The organism is Type-A symbiont of Plautia stali (assembly GCF_059731155.1).
Map to the genome: position 1 here is coordinate 1927980 of NZ_AP035891.1, position 20481 is coordinate 1948460.

Annotated in this window: 13 protein-coding genes, 6 tRNA genes and 4 pseudogenes; 19 read left to right on the forward strand and 4 right to left on the reverse strand. The window is 55.1% G+C overall.

Features of this window, described 5'->3' with window-relative positions:
- The first annotated feature begins 221 nt into the window (after positions 1-221).
- The 4 genes and pseudogenes from ybfF to fur all read left to right on the forward strand — a co-directional run bounded on the left by ybfF (position 222) and on the right by fur (position 2896).
- A pseudogene (gene ybfF / locus AC6I8M_RS10265) lies at positions 222-981 on the forward strand (esterase).
- Positions 982-1150: 169 nt separating this feature from the next.
- Positions 1151-1426: a LexA regulated protein gene (gene ybfE, locus AC6I8M_RS10270; protein ID WP_010616122.1), complete on the forward strand. Its 276-nt coding sequence runs from the start codon at positions 1151-1153 to the stop codon at positions 1424-1426.
- Between the two features lie 137 nt (positions 1427-1563).
- A complete protein-coding gene (gene fldA / locus AC6I8M_RS10275) occupies positions 1564-2094 on the forward strand; it encodes a flavodoxin FldA (protein ID WP_010616123.1) in 531 nt (176 codons plus the stop codon).
- 352 nt (positions 2095-2446) lie between these two features.
- Complete coding sequence (fur, locus tag AC6I8M_RS10280) at positions 2447-2896, forward strand: ferric iron uptake transcriptional regulator (protein ID WP_010616124.1); 450 nt, start codon at positions 2447-2449, stop codon at positions 2894-2896.
- 91 nt (positions 2897-2987) lie between these two features.
- On the opposite strand, the gene AC6I8M_RS10285 is transcribed toward fur, so the two are convergent.
- The 3 genes and pseudogenes from AC6I8M_RS10285 to nagE all read right to left on the reverse strand — a co-directional run bounded on the left by AC6I8M_RS10285 (position 2988) and on the right by nagE (position 7441).
- Positions 2988-3353 (reverse strand): hypothetical protein, encoded by a 366-nt coding sequence (locus AC6I8M_RS10285; protein ID WP_010616125.1) that lies wholly within the window; start codon positions 3351-3353, stop codon positions 2988-2990.
- Positions 3354-3589: 236 nt separating this feature from the next.
- Positions 3590-5257, reverse strand: coding sequence for a glutamine--tRNA ligase (gene glnS, locus AC6I8M_RS10290; protein WP_010616126.1), 1668 nt, complete (start codon positions 5255-5257; stop codon positions 3590-3592).
- Between the two features lie 151 nt (positions 5258-5408).
- Positions 5409-7441, reverse strand: a pseudogene (gene nagE, locus AC6I8M_RS10295) (N-acetylglucosamine-specific PTS transporter subunit IIBC).
- Positions 7442-7783: 342 nt separating this feature from the next.
- Between nagE and nagB the strand changes: the two are divergent.
- The 11 genes and pseudogenes from nagB to AC6I8M_RS10350 form a co-directional block, all read left to right on the forward strand.
- A pseudogene (gene nagB, locus AC6I8M_RS10300) lies at positions 7784-8569 on the forward strand (glucosamine-6-phosphate deaminase); the annotation flags it as partial.
- A gap of 71 nt (positions 8570-8640) precedes the next feature.
- A complete protein-coding gene (gene nagA / locus AC6I8M_RS10305; RefSeq protein ID WP_010616128.1) occupies positions 8641-9789 on the forward strand; it encodes an N-acetylglucosamine-6-phosphate deacetylase in 1149 nt (382 codons plus the stop codon).
- A gap of 7 nt (positions 9790-9796) precedes the next feature.
- Positions 9797-11017 carry a DNA-binding transcriptional regulator NagC gene (gene nagC, locus AC6I8M_RS10310; RefSeq protein WP_010616129.1) on the forward strand — a complete coding sequence of 407 codons (1221 nt, stop codon included), beginning with the start codon at positions 9797-9799 and terminating at the stop codon, positions 11015-11017.
- A 41-nt stretch (positions 11018-11058) separates the two neighbouring features.
- A pseudogene (locus tag AC6I8M_RS10315) lies at positions 11059-11810 on the forward strand (HAD-IIA family hydrolase).
- A gap of 339 nt (positions 11811-12149) precedes the next feature.
- Positions 12150-13817 carry an asparagine synthase B gene (gene asnB, locus AC6I8M_RS10320; RefSeq protein WP_010616130.1) on the forward strand — a complete coding sequence of 556 codons (1668 nt, stop codon included), beginning with the start codon at positions 12150-12152 and terminating at the stop codon, positions 13815-13817.
- A 216-nt stretch (positions 13818-14033) separates the two neighbouring features.
- A tRNA-Met gene (locus AC6I8M_RS10325) sits at positions 14034-14110 on the forward strand.
- A 7-nt stretch (positions 14111-14117) separates the two neighbouring features.
- A tRNA-Leu gene (locus tag AC6I8M_RS10330) sits at positions 14118-14202 on the forward strand.
- A 21-nt stretch (positions 14203-14223) separates the two neighbouring features.
- Positions 14224-14295: transfer RNA gene (locus AC6I8M_RS10335), tRNA-Gln, on the forward strand.
- Positions 14296-14332: 37 nt separating this feature from the next.
- A tRNA-Gln gene (locus AC6I8M_RS10340) sits at positions 14333-14407 on the forward strand.
- A gap of 29 nt (positions 14408-14436) precedes the next feature.
- Positions 14437-14513, forward strand: a tRNA-Ile gene (locus AC6I8M_RS10345).
- Positions 14514-14520: 7 nt separating this feature from the next.
- Positions 14521-14595: transfer RNA gene (locus AC6I8M_RS10350), tRNA-Gln, on the forward strand.
- Positions 14596-14811: 216 nt separating this feature from the next.
- Here the strand turns inward: AC6I8M_RS10350 and ubiF are convergent.
- Positions 14812-15984 carry a 3-demethoxyubiquinol 3-hydroxylase gene (gene ubiF / locus AC6I8M_RS10355; RefSeq protein WP_010616131.1) on the reverse strand — a complete coding sequence of 391 codons (1173 nt, stop codon included), beginning with the start codon at positions 15982-15984 and terminating at the stop codon, positions 14812-14814.
- Positions 15985-16339: 355 nt separating this feature from the next.
- Here ubiF and miaB point away from each other — a divergent pair, with 355 nt between their 5' ends.
- The 4 genes from miaB to corC all read left to right on the forward strand — a co-directional run bounded on the left by miaB (position 16340) and on the right by corC (position 20477).
- Entirely contained in the window at positions 16340-17764 is a 1425-nt protein-coding gene (gene miaB, locus AC6I8M_RS10360; protein ID WP_010616132.1) for a tRNA (N6-isopentenyl adenosine(37)-C2)-methylthiotransferase MiaB, read from the forward strand.
- Positions 17765-17969: 205 nt separating this feature from the next.
- A complete protein-coding gene (locus AC6I8M_RS10365; RefSeq protein ID WP_022547443.1) occupies positions 17970-19043 on the forward strand; it encodes a PhoH family protein in 1074 nt (357 codons plus the stop codon).
- On the forward strand, positions 19040-19513 hold the full coding sequence (gene ybeY, locus AC6I8M_RS10370; RefSeq protein WP_010616134.1) for an rRNA maturation RNase YbeY: 474 nt from the start codon (positions 19040-19042) through the stop codon (positions 19511-19513). The genes AC6I8M_RS10365 and ybeY overlap by 4 nt, the downstream gene beginning before the upstream one ends.
- Before the next feature lie 82 nt (positions 19514-19595).
- Positions 19596-20477, forward strand: a complete 882-nt coding sequence (gene corC / locus AC6I8M_RS10375) for a CNNM family magnesium/cobalt transport protein CorC (protein ID WP_010616135.1) — start codon at positions 19596-19598, stop codon at positions 20475-20477.
- Positions 20478-20481: the final 4 nt, after the last annotated feature.

Here is a 20481-nt window from a genome sequence, read left to right on the forward strand (position 1 = left end):
CAGAACCACGCTACTTTGCAAAGGCCTTAACAAAATCCGGTCGTGCAAAATGTGAGCGGGCTCTAACATAAGGATTATAAAGTTAAATCCGCGACAGCCGGTAGCGCTGGCATCGTTTACGGGCAAAAGTCGGAATATGCCCTAATGCCTGACCGCCTGGCGCCGGGACAGGTGAATCCATGATACCCTAAGCCCAAGTCTCAACCGAAAGAACTTTAGCCATGATTTTGAACGCCCGTCTGCAAACTGAACAATCTGCCCCTGATGCCCAGCCCATTCTGTTAATTCATGGCCTGTTTGGTAGCCTGGATAACCTCGGCGTACTGGCGCGCGGCGTGCGCGATGCACGGCCCACGCTGCAGGTGGATGTCCGTAATCACGGCCTGTCACCGCGCAGCGAAGAGATGCACTACGCCGCGCTGGCGCAGGATATGGTCGACACGCTGGATGCGCACCACATCGAACGGGCCGATGTTATCGGCCACTCAATGGGCGGCAAAATTGCCATGGCGCTGAGCGCCGTTGCGCCCGAACGGATTGGCAAAATAGTACTGATCGATATCGCGCCGGTGGATTACCAGACGCGGCGCCACGATGAGATCTTCGGGGCAATCCGCGCGGTCAGCGCAGCTGGCGTCACGCGCCGCAGCGCTGCGGCCGACGTGATGTGCGTGAATACTTAAGCGAAGAAGGCATGATTCAGTTCATTCTGAAATGCTTCCATGAAGGCGAATGGCGCTTTAACGTGCCAGTGTTGTGGGACAATTATCCTGTGCTCTCCGGCTGGCAGGGGTGCCCGCGTGGCCTAATCCGGCGCTGTTTATTCGCGGCGGTGATTCACCCTATCTGGACAATCAGCACCGTGATGCGCTGCTGCGCCAGTTCCCGCAGGCGCACATTATAAGCGGTGCCGGCCACTGGGTGCATGCCGAAAAACCCGATGCCGTACTGCGCGCGGTGCGCCGCTTTTTTAACCTGTAAAAGCAAAAGCTTGCTACGGGCGGTTTAGGGTTGGCGTCACGCCGGACGCTGGAGTATGATGTCGCGCTAAAAATTTGCCGCGGATGCTTTTTTCGCCGCGGTCGGGCCGATAAATGTATAAATCGCGCAGCGCCTTTCCGCCGTTCGCGCCCACGCAGTTTCACAAACCATGGCAAAAGAACAGACAGATCGTACCACGCTCGATCTCTTCGCAGACGAGCGGCGTCCCGGTCGCCCTAAAACCAGTCCGCTGTCGCGCGATGAGCAGCTGCGCATTAATAAGCGCAACCAGCTGAAGCGCGACCGGGTGCGCGGCCTGCGCCGCGTTGAGCTGAAAATGTCCAGCGAAGCGGTCGACGCGCTTAACACGCTGGCCGAGCAACAGAACATCAGCCGCAGCGAACTGATTGAACAAATGCTGCTGGCGCAGCTCAAACTGGCGTAACGTGCGCAGACCGCACGCTGGAACACAAACTCAGCGCTTTACACATTCCGCGCTTTTCGCCCGTCTGCTATCATTCGCATAACTGTGTCGTCTTCTGACTTACTTTCACAATCAGGATTTAAGAGGTTACTCACTCCATGGCAATCGTAGGCATTTTCTTCGGCAGCGATACCGGCAACACTGAAAACATTGCAAAAATGATCCAGAAACAACTGGGTAAAGATGTCGCCGAAGTGCATGACATTGCTAAGAGCACCAAAGAAGATCTCGAAGCATTCGATATTCTGCTGCTGGGTATTCCGACCTGGTACTACGGTGAAGCCCAGTGCGACTGGGATGACTTCTTCCCGACGCTGGAAGAGATTGATTTCAATGGTAAGCTGGTGGCGCTGTTTGGCTGCGGCGACCAGGAAGATTATGCCGAGTACTTCTGTGACGCGATGGGCACTATTCGCGACATCATTGAGCCAAACGGCGCAGTGATTGTGGGACACTGGCCAACCGAAGGTTACCACTTCGAAGCCTCAAAAAGTCTGGCAGACGACAAACACTTCCTCGGCCTCGCCATCGATGAAGATCGTCAGCCTGAACTGACTAGCGGGCGCGTCGACAAATGGGTTAAGCAGATCTTTGACGAGCTGCAGCTGCAGGCGATCATCGAAGCCTGATGCTTTCCTGTCCGATGTGGGCGCTGGCTCACATCGGGCAATGGAATTACCTATAAAAATAATAGCTACGGTTTTTTAACTTTTTCCCTCAATTCTGTAGAATACCCGCAACGGTCATCTGCTTATTCCTCGGGCATCAGACTGAGACTGCACGAAAAGGAACATCGATCTGCACGATCCCGCTGAGGTTCACGACATTTCTCCTTACAGCATCCGGGGAATTGTCCGCCGCAGCCGGTTTTTATTTCGCAGGCTGAGCTCTATAATGAGACGCAAATGAGAATGCGCGTTGATCACACATTCAAGGCCTTTGCGCCGTAAGTGACTAGCAAAGTAACAGGACAATATCCGCATGACTGACAACAACTCCGCATTGAAAAAGGCTGGCCTGAAAGTCACGCTGCCCAGACTGAAGATTCTGGAAGTGCTTCAGGGACCCGGACCCGAGTCCCATCATGTCAGTGCGGAAGATTTGTACAAACGCCTGATCGACATGGGCGAAGAGATTGGTCTGGCGACGGTATACCGTGTTCTGAACCAGTTTGACGACGCCGGCATCGTGACGCGTCATAACTTCGAAGGCGGGAAATCCGTGTTCGAACTGACCCAACAGCATCACCACGACCACCTGATTTGCCTCGACTGCGGCAAAGTGATCGAGTTTAGCGATGAATCTATCGAAACGCGTCAGCGTGAGATTGCGACACGCAACGGCATCAAACTCAGCAACCACAGCCTGTATCTGTACGGCCACTGTGCGCTGGGAGACTGCCGCGAAGACGAGACGCTCCACGATCAGTAATTGAATATGCTATGCAGTATAAAAAAACCGGTGCCAAGCACCGGTTTTTTTATGGCTGCGTTCAGGCGACCAGCGTTTCCTGCAAATAGCGCTAGCGCGGAACGGGCATGCTGCAGTCCAGCACCGCCAGCGAAATGCGGGTCTGATTGTTGCCGTTAAGCATTTGCAGTTCATGGTACTGAATGGTCACTTCCTGCTGCTGCTGGGAAATGATGGCATGCTCACTGGTGGCGATACGCATCCCTTCCCGCTGCCTGTGCAGTTTGCGAAACAGGGTTTCAGTGTCATTGAGATCGAGCTGTTTGCCTTGCGGCGTCACCATTTTAAAGTCGGGATGAAAGTGCGACACCAGCAGATCCATACTGTCATCGCTGCCTTCGGCCTGATAAAAAATACGTTCGATAAGCTGATGTAAAACCACCACGCTATGTTTGGCTTCCAGAGCGAGACTTGTCATTTTTCTTCCTTCGCTAACCCGCACAGCAACATTTAAGAGCGCATAGCCTACCTGAAAATAACGATTTCACACGGGTAAATTAGTTAATTTTATTAAAGTCAGATTAGTCGTAATCGCGCGTAATTACTGTTTTTTGTCTGGTTCAGCATAATCGATTCCCGTTTGCAGATAACGGGCAATAAAAAAGGGCGATTGCTCGCCCTTTGCTGATCATATCGTACTATCAAGTAGTAAAATTATTCGCCGATTTTTGCCCAGGTATCACGCAGACCCACGGTGCGGTTGAACACCAGTTTCGACGGCTGCGAGTACACGCTGTCAGCGCAGAAGTAACCTTCGCGCTCAAACTGATACGGCGCCAGCGCGCTGGCGGCACGCAGACCCGGCTCAACGAAGCCCTGTTTGATCTCCAGCGAGTTCGGGTTAATGATGGTGAGGAAATCCTCGGCCGCGCCCGGGTTTGGCACGCTGAACAGACGATCGTACAGGCGGAATTCGGCAGGCAGCGCGTGAATCGCCGACACCCAATGGATAACGCTTTTCACCTTGCGGCCATCGGCCGGATCTTTGCTCAGGGTGTCGACATCGCAGGTAGCGTAGATGCAGGTGATGTTGCCTGCTTCATCTTTCGCCACGCGCTCGGCACGAATGACGTAAGCGTTGCGCAGACGAACTTCTTTACCCAGCACCAGACGCTTGTACTGCTTGTTGGCCTCTTCACGGAAGTCGGCACGATCGATCCACACCTCACGGCTGAACGGCACCTCACGCGTACCCATCTCCGGTTTGTTCGGGTAGTTCGGCATGCTGATGATTTCTTCATGCCCGGCCGGCAGGTTCTCGATCACCACTTTCAGTGGATCCAGCACCGCCATGGCGCGCGGCGCGTTCTCGTTGAGGTTGTCACGAATGCATGACTCCAGCGACGCCATCTCAACAATGTTGTCCTGCTTGGTCACACCGATACGGCGGCAGAATTCGCGGATTGACGCCGCGCTATAGCCACGACGGCGCAGACCGGATACGGTCAGCATGCGCGGATCGTCCCAGCCTTCGACAATCTTCTCGCTCACCAGCTGCGTCAGCTTACGCTTCGACATCACCGCATATTCCAGATTCAGGCGCGAAAACTCGTACTGACGCGGATGCACCGGAATGGTGATGTTATCCAGCACCCAGTCGTAGAGACGACGGTTGTCCTGGAACTCCAGCGTACACAGTGAATGGGTGATGCCTTCCAGCGCATCGGAGATGCAGTGGGTAAAGTCGTACATCGGATAGATGCACCACTTGTTGCCGGTCTGGTGGTGTTCGGCAAATTTAATGCGGTACAGCACCGGATCGCGCATCACAATAAAGCTGGATGCCATGTCGATTTTGGCACGCAGACAGACTTTGCCCTCTTCGAAGCCGCCATCACGCATCTTCTGGAACAGCGCCAGGTTCTCTTCCACGCTGCGATCGCGATACGGGCTGTTTTTGCCCGGCGCGGTTAGCGTGCCGCGGTATTCACGGATTTGCTCTGGCGACAGCTCATCAACGTAGGCCAGGCCTTTGTTGATCAGCTCAACCGCGTAGTTAAACAGTTGGTCAAAGTAGTCAGAGGAGTAACGAATGTTGCCGCTCCACTCAAAGCCCAGCCATTGCACATCATACTTGATCGATTCGACGAACTCCATATCCTCTTTGACCGGATTGGTGTCGTCGAAACGCAGGTTGCACTGCCCCTGATAATCTTGTGCGATACCAAAGTTCAGGCAGATCGATTTTGCATGGCCAATATGCAGGTAACCATTGGGCTCAGGCGGGAAACGGGTATGCACACTGTTGTGCTTACCGCTCTCCAAATCTTCGTCGATTATCTGACGAATAAAGTTTGTTGGGCGGGCTTCAGCCTCACTCATCTCAAAATCCTCAAAACAATAGCGGGTGATTTGTACCACGAAGTAACGGAGTATGATCCACAAAGCGCTGAAGGGAAACAACCGTTTGTTGGTCGTTTTAAAACAAAAAAGGCAGGAATTGCTTCCTGCCTTGTGCGGCGATCAAAGCGTGTTAATTTTTCACTTCATATAGCGGCGTAACGCCTGCCACCACGGTACCGCCTGCCAGCAGATTCAGACCGGCGAAATCATCGCTGTTGCTGACGACCACCGGGCTGATCATCGAACGCGCGTTTGCGTTCAGGAAGTCCAGATCCATTTCGAGGATAGGCTGACCCGCTGTGACGGTTGCGCCCTCTTCCACCAGACGGGTAAACCTTTTACCTTCCAGCGCGACGGTGTCGAGACCCATGTGCACGACAATCTCGACGCCATTTTCGGCTTCAAGGCAGAATGCATGGTTGGTGTTGAAGATTTTCACCACAGTACCCGCCACCGGTGCGACGACGGTTTTATCGCTCGGTTTGATCGCCAGACCATCGCCTACCGCTTTGCTGGCGAAGGCTTCATCCGGCACGTTTTCCAGCGCCACCACTTCGCCACTGACCGGTGCCAGCAGCGTTGCAATCACTTTTTTCTCGCTGTTGCGCACGGCCTGTGGCTGAGCAGTAGCGGGTGCGGCGGCGGTTGCCGCAGCTGGCGCAGCTGCGCCGGCCACCGGACCTTTGCTCAGCACGGTTTTCATGGCGGTCGCAATGCTTTCGGCCTGCGTACCAACAATGATCTGCACGCTCTGCTTGTTAAGGCGAATCACGCCAGAAGCACCGAGGCGTTTGGCCACACTCTCATTCACCTGCGCAGAGTCTTTCACATTCAGGCGCAGACGGATAATGCAGGCGTCGATGTTAGTCAGGTTGTCAGAACCGCCTATCGCACCGATATAGCGACGCGCCAGTGATTCGGTTTCGCTCTCACCGTTGCTGCTGTGATCAACGTTGACGCCGTAGCCGTCTGTTTCATCACCCGCAGCCAGCTCGCGGCCCAGCGTCAGCAGGTTGAATTTCTGAATGGTGAAGCGGAATACCACGTAGTAGATGACGAAGAACACCAGCCCCTGCGGGATCAGCATCCACCAGTGCACGGCCAGCGGGTTACGCGTCGACAGCACCATGTCCACCAGACCGGCACTGAAACCGAAACCGGCGATCCAGTGCATGCTGGCAGCGATGAAGACCGAAATACCGGTCAGCACGGCGTGGATGACATACAGCACCTGTGCCACAAACATGAAGGAGAATTCCAGTAGCTCGGTGATGCCGGTGAAGAAGGCTGCGAATGCCGCTGCCAGCATGATACCACCGACTTTCGCACGGTTTTCCGGACGTGAGCAGTGATAGATTGCCAGCGCCGCACCCGGCAGACCGAACATCATAATGGGGAAGAAGCCCGCCTGATAGCGACCGGTGATACCCGGGATGCCGGTACCGTTGGCAATAGACTGCGCGCCGCCAAGGAATTTCGGAATGTCGTTGATGCCCGCCACGTCGAACCAGAATACCGAGTTCAGCGCGTGGTGCAGGCCAACCGGAATCAGCAGACGGTTAAAGAAGGCGTACACGCCAGCGCCGACCGAGCCCAGTTCTGGATGTGCTCACCAAAGCTCACCAGACCGCCGAAAATGATCGGCCAGACGTACATCAGGATAAAGGCGACCACAATCATCAGGAAGGAGACCAGGATCGGCACCAGACGGCGACCGCTGAAAAACGACAGCGCCTTGGGCAGCTCAACATGGCTGAAGCGGTTATAGACTTCTGCCGAGAGAATCCCCACCAGGATGCCGACAAACTGGTTATTGATTTTACCGAAGGCGGCAGGAACCTGCTCCACCGGCATTTTCTGAATCATGGCCACTGCGGCGGGTGAACACAGGGTAGTGACCACGAGGAAACCTACAAAGCCGGTTAATGCCGCTGCACCGTCTTTATCTTTTGACATGCCGTAAGCCACACCGATGGCGAGCAGCACGGACATATTGTCGATGATGGCAGAACCCGATTTGATCAGCAGCGCTGCCAGCGCATTGCCTGCGCCCCAGCTGTCTGGATCGGTCCAGTAACCTACCCCCATCAGGATTGCCGCTGCCGGCAGGGTCGCTACCGGCACCATAAGCGCGCGGCCGACCTTTTGCAGATATCCTAAAATACTCACCTTATTCTCCCCCTATGAGACTGGCGTTTTGCCGTGATGCGGGTTGATTTTATTATCCCGGCACCCGGTACCTTGATGACACACTTCACCACGAGGCGCAGTGTAAAGATAAATTAATTCGCCTCGCAAATTAAAACCATAACGACTGTGACTTTAATCACCAAAATGGACTTTTTTCACCGTGAAATGCTAGCCACCACACAAGCTTATTTTATGATGAAAAATATCAGGCCGCACTTTTCCAACGCCGCAAGCGCGCAAACGGGTTACCCTATAAGCAGCCAGCTGCAGCGGTAAACGCGACCCTAACTTTCCAATCTTAACTGAGGTGAAGACATGAGACTGATCCCTTTGACCACACCGACCCAGGTGGGTAAATGGGCTGCACGCCATATCGTTAATCGCATCAATGCCTTTAAACCCAGCGCAGACCGTCCCTTTGTGCTGGGACTGCCAACCGGCGGTACGCCGCTGGAAGCCTACAAGCACCTGATCGAGATGCATAAAGCGGGTCAGGTTAGTTTCAAACACGTGATCACCTTTAATATGGATGAGTATGTCGGTCTGCCGAAAGAGCATCCGGAGAGCTATCACAGCTTTATGTACCGTAACTTTTTCGATCACGTTGATATTCAACCAGAAAATATCAATCTTCTGAATGGCAATGCCGAAGATATTGACGCAGAATGTCGCCAATACGAAGAGAAGATCCGCGCACTGGGTAAAATCCACCTGTTTATGGGCGGCGTCGGCAACGATGGCCACATTGCGTTCAACGAACCGGCTTCTTCGCTCTCTTCCCGCACCCGCATTAAAACCCTGACGCACGACACCCGTGTGGCGAACTCGCGTTTCTTCAACTGCGATGTTGATCAGGTGCCTAAATATGCCCTGACCGTGGGCGTCGGCACGCTGCTGGATGCGGAAGAAGTGATGATTCTGGTGACCGGCCACGTCAAAGCCCAAGCGCTGCAGGCGGCGGTAGAAGGTAACGTCAACCACATGTGGACCATCAGCTGCCTGCAGCTGCACCCGAAAGCGGTGGTGGTGTGTGATGAGCCAGCCACCATGGAACTGAAAGTGAAAACCGTGAAATATTTCCGCGAAATGGAAGCGGAAAATGAAGGTTGTGTAACAACACGTTGTAGAAAGCCTGCTGTTAAGCGCAGCAGGTTCAGCCGGGAGAAGAGATGATGTACGCATTAGTTAACGGCCGGATTTTTACCGGTCATGAAGTTCTGGACAATCACGCCGTGGTGATTGCCAATGGCCTGATTGAGCGTGTCTGCCCGCGCGATGCGCTGGACGCCGCGATTCCACAACAAGATGTGGCTGGTGCGTTCATCGCTCCCGGATTTATCGACCTGCAGCTCAACGGCTGCGGCGGCGTGCAGTTCAACGATGACATCAATGCCCTGAGCGTGGAAACGCTGGAGATCATGCAGCGTGCCAATGAAAAATCTGGCTGCACCAGCTATTTACCGACGCTGATTACCAGCGGTGATGAACTGATGAAGCGCGCGATTGAAACCATGCGTGCTTACCTGGCGAAGCATCAGAATCAGGCGCTGGGCCTGCATCTGGAAGGTCCGTGGCTGAATAAAGAGAAGAAAGGCACCCACAATCCGCAGCTGATTCGTCTGCCGGATGCGGAGCTGGTGGATTTCCTGTGCGCCAACGCTGACGTCATCACCAAAGTTACGCTGGCGCCGGAAAATGCGGGCAGCGCGGTGATTCGCCAGCTGCGTGACGCCGGGATTATTGTTTCGTCCGGTCACTCTAATGCCACCTATGCCGAAGCCAAAGCGGGCATCAGCGCGGGCGTCACCTTTGCCACACACCTGTATAACGCCATGAGCGCCTTTAGCGGTCGTGAGCCAGGTCTTATCGGTGCGCTGTTTGATTCGCCTGATGTATACTGCGGCATTATTGCAGACGGTTTACATGTCAATTACGCTAACGTGCGCAATGCAAAACGTATCAAAGGCGACAAACTGGTGCTGGTGACCGATGCCACCGCGCCGGCCGATGCGTCGATTGTTCAATTCATTTTTTCAGGTAAAACAATATACTATCGCGACGGCCTGTGCGTAGATGAGAACGGTACCCTGAGCGGATCTGCGCTGACGATGATTGAAGCGGTGCAGAATAGCGTGGAACATTGTGGTATCGCGCTGGACGAAGCGCTGCGCATGGCGACCCTGTATCCGGCAAGGGCAATGGGTGTGGAAAAGCAGTTTGGTACGGTGGAAGTAGGAAAAGTCGCCAACCTCACTGTCTTTACCCGCGATTATCAAATCACTAAGACGTTCGTCAACGGAGACAACGTCCTCAGCGAGTAAGTACTGAATGACCACTGGCGGCCAGACTCAAATAGGAAATGTCGATCTTGTCAAACAACTTAACAGTGCAGCTGTTTACCGGCTGATTGATCAACAGGGGCCGATTTCGCGTATTCAGATTGCCGAACTCAGCCAGCTTGCGCCCGCCAGCGTCACCAAAATTACCCGTCAGCTTATCGAACGCGGCCTCATCAAAGAGGTGGAGCAACAGGCCTCCACCGGTGGGCGCCGCGCCATCTCCATCATCACCGAAACCCGCCATTTTCATACCATCGGCGTGCGCCTAGGGCGCAACGATGCCACGCTGACGCTGTTCGATCTCAGCGGAAAATCGCTGGCGCAGGAAGATTACCCGCTGCCGGAGCGCACCCAGGAGACGCTGGAAAACGTGCTGTTCAACGCCATCAGTGCATTTATGAGCACGCACCAGCGTAAAATTCATGAGCTGATCGCTATCGCGGTTATCCTGCCGGGGCTGGTCGACCCGATTAACGGCATCATTCGCTATATGCCGCACATCGCCGTCAGCCACTGGCCGCTGGTGGCGAGCCTGAAAAAACGCTTTAACGTCACCAGTTTTGTCGGGCACGATATCCGCAGCCTGGCGCTGGCTGAGCACTATTTCGGTGCAAGCCGCGACTGTGCAGACTCCATTCTGGTGCTTTTACACCGCGGAACCGGCGCCGGCATCATCGCTAACGGCCACATTTTCCTCGGCAGCAACGGCAACATTGGTGAGATTGGCCACATTCAGGTCGATCCACTCGGCGAACGCTGCCACTGTGGTAACTTTGGCTGCCTCGAAACCATCGCCGCCAACGGCGCAATTGAGAACCGCGTGCGCCACCTGCTCAATCAGGGTTATCCCAGCAGCCTGACGCTGGATGATTGCCAGATGCCGCAAATCTGCCGCGCCGCCAATCAGGGCGACGCGCTGGCCTGCGAAGTGATTGAATACGTTGGCCGCTATCTCGGCAAAGCGATCGCTATCGCCATTAATCTGTTTAACCCGCAAAAAGTGGTGCTGGCCGGCGAAATTACCGATGCCGATAAAGTGCTGTTCCCGGCGATTGAGGGCTGCACTAACACTCAGGCGTTAAACGCGTTTCGCAAAAATCTGCCAGTGGTGCGTTCCGAGCTGGACCATCGCTCGGCAATTGGCGCTTTCGCGCTGGCAAAACGCGCTATGCTGAATGGCATTCTGCTGCAGCACCTGCTGGAAGAATAATAGAAAGCCTGCCGGCTGGCAGGCCCGACCGGAAGCCACCTATGACCATCAAAAGCGTAATCTATGACATCGACGGCGTGTTGATGCACGATAATACCGCCGTGAAAGGCGCAAACGAATTCCTGCAGCGCATTCTGGAAAAAGAGATGCCGCTGATGGTACTGACCAACTATCCGTCACAAACCGCGCAGGATCTGGCCAACCGCTTTGCCAACGCCGGCGTCGACATCCCGGATTCGGTGTTTTACACCTCCGCCATGGCCACTGCGGATTTCCTCCGTCGTCAGGAGGGCAAAAAAGCATACGTGATTGGTGAAGGCGCGCTGATTCATGAACTGTATAAAGCCGGTTTTACCATCACTGATGTCAACCCGGATTTCGTGATCGTGGGCGAGACGCGATCGTTTAACTGGGAGATGATGCATAAAGCCGCCTTCTTTGTAGCTAACGGTGCGCGTTTTATCGCGACCAATCCCGATACCCACGCACGCGGCTTTGTGCCGGCCTGTGGTGCGCTCTGTGCCGGTATCGAAACCATTTCCGGCCGCAAACCGTTTATGTCGGTAAGCCCAGCCCTTACATCATGCGCGCCGCACTGAATAAAATGCACGCTCATTCAGAGGAGACGGTGATTGTGGGCGATAACCTGCGCACCGATATTCTGGCTGGCTTCCAGGCCGGTCTGGAAACCATTCTGGTGCTGTCCGGCGTCTCTACGCTGAGCGATATTGATGCCATGCCGTTCCGTCCGGACTGGATCTACCCTTCCGTGGCTGATATCGACCTGTTCTGATTAGCGTCATGCTGTCTGCTTATGGCCCTGCTCGCCGTTACGGTGTGCAGGGCTTTTTTATGTGTCTGGCACACCGCTGTGATTCAGCAGCTGACGCGGCCTCATCGGTTGCGCACAAAACCATCACTTCTGACAATTCATTAGATACCATCTAACTTAATCGTTAATTCTTTAAATAAAATACAACATTACCTCACACCAACAATCTTTTTGTCATTATTTGGTGATTTCGCTTGCGTTACCACCATCAATTAGCGCATTTTCTTATACATCACGCAGCGCAGGCTGCCGGACAAACAAGTCAATAACATCGCCACAGGGTGAGATCAGGAGTCAGTTATGTGTTCGATTTTTGGTGTGCTGGATCTGAAGACCGATCCTGTTGAACTGCGCAAGAAAGCGCTGGAATGTTCTCGTCTGATGCGTCACCGCGGCCCGGACTGGTCAGGTGTCTTCGCTGATGAGAATGCCATTCTGGTACACGAGCGCCTATCCATTGTTGACGTGAACAACGGCGCCCAGCCGCTGTACAACGCGGAGCACACCCACGTACTGGCTGTTAACGGCGAAATTTATAACTACCAAGCGCTGCGCGCGGAACTGAGCGATCACTACGCCTTCCAGACCGGTTCAGACTGCGAAGTGATCCTCGCGCTGTATCAGGAAAAAGGCCTCGATTTCCTCGACGACCTGCAGGGCATGTTCGCCTTCATTCTGTGGGACAGCGTCAAACAGCAGTATCTGATTGGCCGCGATCACATCGGTATCATTCCGCTCTATATGGGCAACGATGAGCACGGCAACCTGTTTGTTGCTTCTGAAATGAAAGCGCTGGTGCCGGTGTGCCGCAGCATCAAAGAATTCCCGCCGGGAAGCTACCTCTGCAGCACCGATGGCGAAATCCGTCGTTACTGGCAGCGTGACTGGATGGATTTTGCTGCCGTGGCGCAAAACACCACCGATGCCGCTGGCCTGAAGCACGCACTTGAAGAGTCAGTGAAAAGCCACCTGATGTCAGACGTACCGTACGGCGTGCTGCTGTCCGGCGGCCTCGACTCTTCCATCATCTCTGCGATGACCAAGCGCTTTGCCGCCAAACGCGTGGAAGATCAGGACAAGAGCGATGCATGGTGGCCGCAGCTGCACTCCTTTGCCGTCGGTCTGGAAGGATCGCCGGATCTGAAAGCAGCGCAGGCGGTGGCCGATCACCTCGGTACCGTGCACCATGAAATTCACTTCACCGTGCAGGAAGGTCTGGATGCGATCCGCGATGTGATTTACCACATCGAAACTTACGATGTGACCACCATTCGCGCGTCGACGCCAATGTACCTGATGTCGCGTAAAATCAAAGCGATGGGCATCAAAATGGTGCTGTCCGGTGAAGGTGCGGATGAAGTGTTTGGCGGCTACCTCTACTTCCACAAAGCACCGAACGCCCAAGAGTTCCACGAAGAAAACGTGCGTAAGCTGCTGGCGCTGCACATGTTTGACTGCGCGCGCGCTAACAAAGCGATGTCGGCGTGGGGCGTGGAAGCACGTGTGCCGTTCCTTGATAAGAAATTCCTTGATGTCGCGATGCGCATCAACCCGGAAGACAAAATGTGCGGCAGCAACGGCAAAATGGAAAAACACATTCTGCGTGAATGTTTCTCCTCTTACCTGCCGGAGAGCGTAGCATGGCGTCAGAAAGAGCAGTTCTCTGATGGCGTAGGCTACAGCTGGATCGACACGCTGAAAGAAGTGGAGGCGAAGCAGATTAGCGAGCAGAAACTGGCGACCGCGCATTTCCGCTTCCCGCATAACACGCCAACCTCGAAAGAAGCGTATCTGTACCGCGAGATCTTTGAGGAGCTGTTCCCACTGCCAAGCGCGGCAGAGTGCGTTCCGGGCGGTCCATCCGTGGCCTGTTCGTCGGCGAAAGCCATTGAGTGGGACGAAGCGTTTAAATCGATGGACGATCCGTCTGGCCGTGCGGTAGGCGTGCATCAGTCAGCGTACAAATAAGCATTTTCTTTGTGCGTGTAAGGGGCACATTGTGGCCCCTTTTTCTTGCATCTGGCGCGGATACGATCGAAAATTGCCGAATAAATAATCAGCCGGGTTACAAGCCAGACAAACAGGCGCGTTAAGGCAAAAAACGGCAAAAAATTTGTTGACGCTACAAAGCTCAATACGCATAATGCGCCCCGCAACGCCGATGAAGGTAACGCGAAAAAAGATGGCTACGTAGCTCAGTTGGTTAGAGCACATCACTCATAATGATGGGGTCACAGGTTCGATTCCCGTCGTAGCCACCATCTTTTTGCGGGAGTGGCGAAATTGGTAGACGCACCAGATTTAGGTTCTGGCGCCGCAAGGTGTGCGAGTTCAAGTCTCGCCTCCCGCACCATTTCAGTCTTCGGCAGCCGGATGGGGTATCGCCAAGCGGTAAGGCACCGGTTTTTGATACCGGCATTCCCTGGTTCGAATCCAGGTACCCCAGCTAATCCGATGCACTCTCGTGGATACGAGTCGACGAATGGGATATCGCCAAGCGGTAAGGCACCGGTTTTTGATACCGGCATTCCATGGTTCGAATCCAGGTATCCCAGCCATCATCGGGCGCAGTAAAGCAGTACAATCTGGCTACGTAGCTCAGTCGGTTAGAGCACATCACTAATAATGATGGGGTCACAGGTTCGATTCCCGTCGTAGCCACCAAACAAATTGGGGTGTCGCCAAGCGGTAAGGCAGTGGATTCTGATTCCACCATTCCGGGGTTCGAATCCCTGCACCCCAGCCATACAAAGACAATTTGACCAAACACCTACTGGGGTGTCGCCAAGCGGTAAGGCACCAGATTCTAATTCCGGCATTCCGGGGTTCGAATCCCTGCACCCCAGCCAAATTGCACAACAAGCCCGCTTTTGCAGGCTTTGTTGTTTTTGTCGTTCCTGAATGTCACGCCTTATACAATATAGAATTGATGGCGCCGCCACGATTGCGGCGCCCGGTTTGTTTACAACCCCAGCGCGTAACGCAGCACCTGACGCTTGAGCACGCCAGCATTTTCTGCCGCGATCAGTCCAAGATTACGCACCACACGCAGCGGCGGCAGCGCATTGCTGAAGGCGAAATAGAACAGATCCATACCGCCCTGCATCAGCAAATTATCTTTGTAGCGCTGACGGTGATAACGCAGCAATACCGGCAGCGATGCCCAGCGCTGCGCCTGGCTGCGTGCATCCACCAGCGTATCAATCAGCGCATCCACATCGCGGTAGCCGAGGTTAACGCCCTGCCCGGCCAGCGGATTGATGGTGTGTGCAGCATCACCGACCAGCGCGAGGCCCGGCAGGGCGTAGCGCGTGGCATGGCGGCGCACCAGCAGAAACGACGCCGCGTTTTTCACCTGGAAGCGGCCGACGCGCGCCGGGAAATTAGCCTGCACCTCTTTGGCCAGCTGGCTGAGCGGCAGATTTTGCAGCTGGCGGATCCGCGCCGGCGCGTCGTACCACACCAGCGAAGCGTGGCGATTAAACAGCGGCAGAAACGCGCGCGGTCCGTCCGGCGTAAATTGCTGCCAAGTGGCATCGCCGGCCTCGTGTTCACACTCAACGCTGATTAGCATGCAGGATTGCGCATAGCTCCAGCCGCGCACGCCGATACCCGCCAGCTGTCGCACGTGCGAATTAGCGCCATCGGCCCCCACCACCAGCTGGCTATCCAGCGTGGTCCCTTCATCCAGCTGCAGCTGCCAGCCGCCGCTGTGCGCCTGTAACGCCTGCAGTGAGGCCGGGCACAGCAGCGTTACGCCATCCTGCTGCATCTGCTCCCACAGCGCGCGCCGCAGCACGCTGTTTTCCACCATATAGCCCAGCTCGGGAATGCCCAGTGCAGCGGCGTCAAAGGTGACGTGTGCGCTTTGCCACTCCCAGGTTTCCAGCTTGCGGTAGGGCGCGCTGCGCATCGCCTGGACACGCTGCCAGACATTGAGCTGGCGCAGCAGCGCCACTGATGACGCACCAATGGCGGAGATGCGTATATCCGGCGCTAGGCTGGCGTCAAACGCGGCCGGCTCGGCACGCTCAATCACCGCCACGCGAAACTGCTGCTGCGCCAGACCACAGGCCAGCGCGGCACCGACCATGCCGCCGCCCACTACCACCACATCAAACTGTGAATCCTGCATTGACTCTTATCCTTCTGATTGCCGTGACGCCTTGCGGCAGCACTCTATGTGGCAAAGTGTACCGGAAATTTACCGCACCAGCAGAAAAGCCCTGCTAACCTTGTGCTTCAGCCGTGCATGTTTAACGCACCTAGCGTGTGAAGTATGACCGGGCATCATGCCCTAAATAATTCGTGCGCCAAGAAGGCGGCAAGCAAGGATCTCCCCGGGAGCTTACATTAGTAAGTGACCGGGGGAGCCGCGCGCAGCCAACGCGCCTGGCGTGCGAAGTATGACGGGCATGCTGGTCACACCCGCGCCAAAGCATTACAATACGCGCCCTGAACTTCTCTGCTCAGAATCAATGGCTAGTTCAATGACCAAAAAACTGCATATCAAAACCTGGGGCTGTCAGATGAACGAATATGATTCATCGAAGATGGCTGACCTACTGAACAGCACGCACGGCTACACCCTGACGGAGGAAGCCGAAGACGCAGACGTACTGCTGCTGAATACCTGCTCCATCCGTGAGAAGGCGCAGGAAAAAGTGTTTCACTTGCTGGGACGCTGGAAGAAGCTGAAGGCGAAAAATCCTGAGCTGATTATTGGCGTGGGCGGCTGTGTGGCTTCGCAGGAAGGCGATAAAATTCGCCAGCGCGCACAGTGCGTGGACATCGTTTTTGGCCCGCAGACACTGCATCGTCTGCCGGAGATGATTAACCAGGTGCGCGGCAGCAAGAGCACGATTGTTGACGTCTCGTTCCCGGAAATCGAAAAGTTTGATCGCCTGCCGGAGCCGCGCGCAGAAGGTCCTACTGCTTTTGTCTCGATCATGGAAGGCTGCAATAAATATTGCACTTTCTGCGTGGTGCCTTATACGCGCGGCGAGGAAGTGAGCCGTCCTTGCGATGACATCCTGCTGGAAGTTGCCCAGCTGGCGGCGCAGGGCGTGCGTGAAGTGAATCTGCTGGGTCAGAACGTCAACGCCTATCGCGGCGCAACCTTTGACGACCAGATTTGTACCTTTGCCGAGCTGCTGCGTCTGGTGGCCGCGATTGACGGGATTGACCGGATTCGTTTCACCACCAGCCATCCGATTGAGTTCACCGACGACATCATCGACGTCTATCGTGACATGCCGGAGCTGGTGAGCTTCCTGCACCTGCCAGTGCAGAGCGGTGCCGATCGTATTCTGACGCTGATGAAGCGAGCGCACACTGCGCTGGAGTACAAAGCGATTATCCGCAAGCTGGTGGCCGCGCGCCCGGATATCCAGATCAGTTCAGATTTCATCATTGGCTTCCCGGGCGAAACCCAGCAGGATTTCGAGCAGACCATGAAGCTCATCGGCGAGGTTAATTTCGACACCAGCTTCAGCTTTATCTATTCGGCGCGTCCGGGTACGCCGGCGGCCGATCTGCCGGACGACGTGCCGGAAGAGGAGAAGAAGCAGCGTCTGTACATTTTGCAGGATCGCATCAATCAGCAGGCGATGGCATGGAGCCGCGGCATGCTTGGTACCGTTCAGCGAATTCTGGTGGAAGGCACCTCACGTAAGAATGTGATGGAGCTGACCGGCCGTACCGAAAACAACCGCGTGGTCAACTTTGAAGGCGATGTGCGTATGATCGGTAAATTTGTTGATGTCGAAATCGTCGATGTTTATACCAATTCGCTGCGTGGCGTCGTGGTTCGCACCGAAGAGGAGATGGGCCTGCGCGTCGCGGAGAGTCCGGCATCGGTGATTGCGCGTACGCGTAAAGAGGATGAGATCGGCGTGGGCCTGTATCAGCCTTGAGACCGCGATTACTGAGCGACAGCGCACAACGCGCTGTCGCCTGTTTCATCCCGCAGCCCTTGCTTTCCGTAGCTGCCGCCCAAATATCTCCCCTGAAGCTTGCGCCCGGGCGCGACCCCATAAATAATTCCGTAAAGATGCTGACGCCTGGCGTGCGGTATCTGCTATTTCTTTCAACTGGCCCTGAGTGACCCAAAGAATTCATTTGAATATCGAAACTCGTGAAATCGCCCTTGAACCGGCAGACAATCGTCGATTGATGAGCCTGTGCGGTCCGTTTGATGACAACGTAAAACAGCTGGAGCGCCGTCTGGGCATTGAGATCAATCGCCGCGACAACCTGTTTAAGCTGGTCGGCCGTGCGCTGAGTGTCGAGGCGGCCGCCAATATTCTGCGTTCACTGTACGTTGATACCGCGCCGGTGCGCGGCCAGATCCCGGACATTGAACCGGATCAGATCCATTTTGCGATCAAAGAGAGTCGCGTGCTGGAACAGACGGCTGACAGCGTGCCGGAGTACGGTAAAGCGGTAAACATCAAGACCAAGCGCGGCGTGATTAAACCGCGTACGCCAAACCAGGCGCAGTACATCGCCAATATTCTCGATCACGACATCACCTTCGGCATTGGGCCGGCCGGGACTGGAAAAACCTATCTGGCGGTAGCCGCCGCGGTGGATGCGCTGGAGCGGCAGGAGATTCGCCGTATTCTGCTGACGCGTCCGGCGGTCGAAGCCAGCGAAAAGCTCGGCTTCCTGCCCGGCGATCTCAGTCAGAAAGTCGATCCTTATCTGCGCCCGCTGTATGACGCACTGTTCGAAATGCTGGGCTTCGAGCGCGTCGAGAAGCTGATGGAGCGCAACGTGATTAAAGTCGCGCCGCTGGCCTACATGCGCGGCCGTACGCTGAATGACGCGTTCGTGATTCTCGATGAGAGCCAGAACACCACCATCGAACAGATGAAGATGTTCCTGACGCGTATCGGCTTCAACTCCAAAGCGGTGATTACCGGTGACGTGACGCAGATTGACCTGCCGCGCAGCACCAAATCCGGTCTGCGCCACGCCATCGAAGTGCTGGCCAATGTGGAAGAGCTCAGCTTCAACTTTTTCCACAGCGAAGACGTGGTGCGTCATCCGGTGGTCGCACGCATTGTTAATGCTTATGAAGCCTGGGAAGAAGCAGACCAGAAACGCCGTGATAAACTGGCGGAAGAGCGTAAGCGTGAAGCGCAGGCGGCACAACCTGCCAGCCAGCCGACGCCGCAGGAGCCTTCATGAGCACGGTGATTTTAGATTTGCAGCTGGCGTGTGCCGATGAAAACGGCCTGCCCGCAGAAGCGGCGTTTCAGCGCTGGCTGGAGGCGGCGGTCACGCCGTTTCAGCCAGAGAGCGAAGTCACGATACGACTGGTCGATGAAGCGGAGAGTCATGAGCTTAATCTGACTTATCGCGGCAAAGATAAGCCGACTAACGTGCTGTCGTTTCCGTTTGAAGCACCGCCGGGCATTGAGCTGCCGCTGCTGGGCGACCTGATTATTTGTCGTCAGGTTGTCGAGCAGGAAGCGGCCGAACAGGGTAAAAGCCCTGAAGCGCACTGGGCACACATGGTGGTCCACGGCACGCTGCATCTGCTGGGTTATGACCATATTGAAGACGAGGAAGCTGAAGAGATGGAAGCGCTCGAGACCGAGATAATGCTTGCTCTTGGCTATCCCGATCCGTACATTTCGGAAAAAGAAGACGCCTGAACCGCCGGTTCAGGACATTGCGCTGCTGGCAAGGATGCCGGCAGTTCCTTTCCCTCATTCGAGAGAACTAAATAAAAACGCCATGAGCGACGACCATTCTCAAAACAACGACGCCCCCAGTAGTAAAAAGGTTTTTTTCTCCCTGTTAATCAATCAGCTTTTCCACGGCGAACCCAAAAACCGTGACGAACTGCTGGGGCTGATCCGCGATTCTGAGCAAAAAGAGCTGATCGACCAGGACACCCGCGACATGCTGGAAGGGGGGCTGGATATTGCCGAACAGCGCGTGCGCGACATTATGATCCCGCGCTCGCAGATGATTCCCCTGAAGCGCAACCAGAGCCTTGAAGAGTGCCTGGCGGTGATTATTGAATCTGCCCACTCGCGCTTCCCGGTAATCAGCGAAGATAAAGACCATGTTGAAGGCATTCTGATGGCGAAAGATCTGCTGCCGTTTATGAGCAGCAGCGCCGAGCCATTCAGCATGGAAAAAGTGCTGCGCCCGATCGTGGTGGTGCCTGAGAGCAAGCGCGTCGATCGCATGCTCAAAGAGTTCCGCTCGCAGCGCTATCATATGGCGATCGTCATTGATGAGTTCGGTGGTGTCTCCGGACTGGTGACCATCGAAGATATCCTTGAGCTGATCGTCGGCGAAATTGAAGACGAATATGACGACGACGAAGACCGTGATATTCGTCAGCTCAACCGCCACACCTATACGGTGCGTGCGCTGACGCCAATTGAGGATTTCAATGAGGTATTTGGTAGCGATTTCAGCGATGATGAAGTCGATACCATTGGCGGTCTGGTCATGCAGGAATTCGGCCATCTGCCGGCGCGCGGTGAAAGCATCGACATTGAGGGTTACCAATTCAAAGTTGCGATGGCTGACAGCCGCCGTATCATCCAGGTGCATGTGAAAATTCCGGAAGACTCTCCGCAACCGCAACTGGAAGACGAATAATTTT

What these genes read in the sequence shown, in the direction of transcription:
- ybfE (WP_010616122.1), top strand. Translation starts at nt 1,151, where the DNA reads ATGGCAAAAGAACAGACAGATCGTACCACGCTCGATCTCTTCGCAGAC.
- fldA (WP_010616123.1), top strand. Translation starts at nt 1,564, where the DNA reads ATGGCAATCGTAGGCATTTTCTTCGGCAGCGATACCGGCAACACTGAA.
- fur (WP_010616124.1), top strand. Translation starts at nt 2,447, where the DNA reads ATGACTGACAACAACTCCGCATTGAAAAAGGCTGGCCTGAAAGTCACG.
- AC6I8M_RS10285 (WP_010616125.1), bottom strand. Translation starts at nt 3,353, where the DNA reads ATGACAAGTCTCGCTCTGGAAGCCAAACATAGCGTGGTGGTTTTACAT.
- glnS (WP_010616126.1), bottom strand. Translation starts at nt 5,257, where the DNA reads ATGAGTGAGGCTGAAGCCCGCCCAACAAACTTTATTCGTCAGATAATC.
- nagA (WP_010616128.1), top strand. Translation starts at nt 8,641, where the DNA reads ATGTACGCATTAGTTAACGGCCGGATTTTTACCGGTCATGAAGTTCTG.
- nagC (WP_010616129.1), top strand. Translation starts at nt 9,797, where the DNA reads ATGACCACTGGCGGCCAGACTCAAATAGGAAATGTCGATCTTGTCAAA.
- asnB (WP_010616130.1), top strand. Translation starts at nt 12,150, where the DNA reads ATGTGTTCGATTTTTGGTGTGCTGGATCTGAAGACCGATCCTGTTGAA.
- ubiF (WP_010616131.1), bottom strand. Translation starts at nt 15,984, where the DNA reads ATGCAGGATTCACAGTTTGATGTGGTGGTAGTGGGCGGCGGCATGGTC.
- miaB (WP_010616132.1), top strand. Translation starts at nt 16,340, where the DNA reads ATGACCAAAAAACTGCATATCAAAACCTGGGGCTGTCAGATGAACGAA.
- ybeY (WP_010616134.1), top strand. Translation starts at nt 19,040, where the DNA reads ATGAGCACGGTGATTTTAGATTTGCAGCTGGCGTGTGCCGATGAAAAC.
- corC (WP_010616135.1), top strand. Translation starts at nt 19,596, where the DNA reads ATGAGCGACGACCATTCTCAAAACAACGACGCCCCCAGTAGTAAAAAG.